The organism is Streptomyces fuscigenes (assembly GCF_021556455.1).
Taxonomy (GTDB): domain Bacteria; phylum Actinomycetota; class Actinomycetes; order Streptomycetales; family Streptomycetaceae; genus Streptomyces; species Streptomyces fuscigenes.
In genome coordinates, this window is sequence record NZ_JAKGCV010000769.1 from 1 (window position 1) to 1258 (window position 1258).

The 1258-nt window shown below is 74.6% G+C and carries 1 protein-coding gene; it reads left to right on the forward strand.

From position 1 onward, the window contains the following. Nucleotides 1-35 precede the first annotated feature (35 nt). Nucleotides 36-1136, forward strand: coding sequence for an ABC transporter permease (locus L1885_RS28445; protein ID WP_235800016.1), 1101 nt, complete (start codon nucleotides 36-38; stop codon nucleotides 1134-1136). Nucleotides 1137-1258 lie beyond the last annotated feature (122 nt).

Below are 1258 nucleotides of genomic sequence, written 5' to 3' on the forward strand. Positions count from 1 at the left end.
CGCCGCCGCGCGACCGCCTACGACCGGGAGTAGCGATGACCACAGCGAGCACCCCGCAGTCCCTGCCCGGCGACGACCCGCCGGGCGGCCCGCCCGGTGCCCGGGCGCCGCTCGCCCCCGGCCGGGACGCCGGGGCGCACGGGGGCCGGCGGGCCGCCGCGGCCGGCTACCTCCGCCACGTCGCGGGCCGGGCCGCGGGTGCCGCCGTCTCCCTGCTGGCCGTCCTCGTCACGAGCTTCTTCCTCTTCCGCGTGCTGTCGCGGGACCCGGTCAAGGCGATGACGCACGGCGCGCCGATGAGCGCGGCGCAGCAGGCGACGCTGCGCCGCCAGTTCGGCCTCGACCTGCCGCTGTGGCGGCAGTTCACGGACTACTGCGGCAAGGCGCTGACGGGCGACCTCGGCACCTCGTACCAGTTCCACGCGCCGGTCGGCGAGCTGATCCGGCAGAAGCTGCCGGCGACGCTGCTCCTGACGGGCACGGCCGTGGTGCTGTACTCGGCGCTCGGCCTGTGGCTCGGCACCCTCGCCGCGTGGCGCAACGGCCGGCGCGCCGACCGGGTGAACACGGGCCTCGCGCTGACGCTCTGGTCGGTGCCGTCGTTCTGGCTCGGGCTGCTGATGATCATCGTGTTCGGGGTGGGCGTCGGCCCGGTGCCCGGGATGTTCCCGACCGGCGGGATGGCCTCCGGCGACACCGCAGGGTTCGCCCACGTGCTCGACGTGGCGCACCACATGGTGCTGCCGGTCCTGACCCTGGTCGCCGTGGGCTACGCGCAGACCCTGCTGGTGACGCGGTCGTCGCTGCTGGACGAGATGGGCGCCGACTACCTGACGACGGCGCGGGCCAAGGGCCTGCGGGACGCGCAGGTGCGGCGCAGGCACGCGGTGCCCAACGCGCTGCTGCCGACGGTGACCATGGTGTTCATCAACCTGGGCTTCGTGGCGGCCGGTTCGATCCTCACCGAGACGGTGTTCTCCTGGCCGGGCCTCGGCCAGTTGTTCTACCAGGCGCTGAGCGTGCCGGACCTGCCGCTCGTGCAGGGCCTGTTCATGGTGTTCGCGGGAGCGATGATCCTGATGAACCTGCTCGCCGACCTGATCTGTCCGCTGCTCGATCCCCGGGTGGGCCGATGACTCTCGCCGACGCACAGCATCAGGAACCCGCCGGGCTCCCGCCGCGGGCCCCGTCCGCGGCGGCGCTCGCCCGGCAGCGGCGGCGCGCCGCGCTCGCCCGGTTCTGGCGCGGCTACCGCGCG

Bases quoted from the DNA above. Each gene is read 5' to 3' on its own strand.
- L1885_RS28445 (WP_235800016.1), top strand. From the start codon at position 36: ATGACCACAGCGAGCACCCCGCAGTCCCTGCCCGGCGACGACCCGCCG.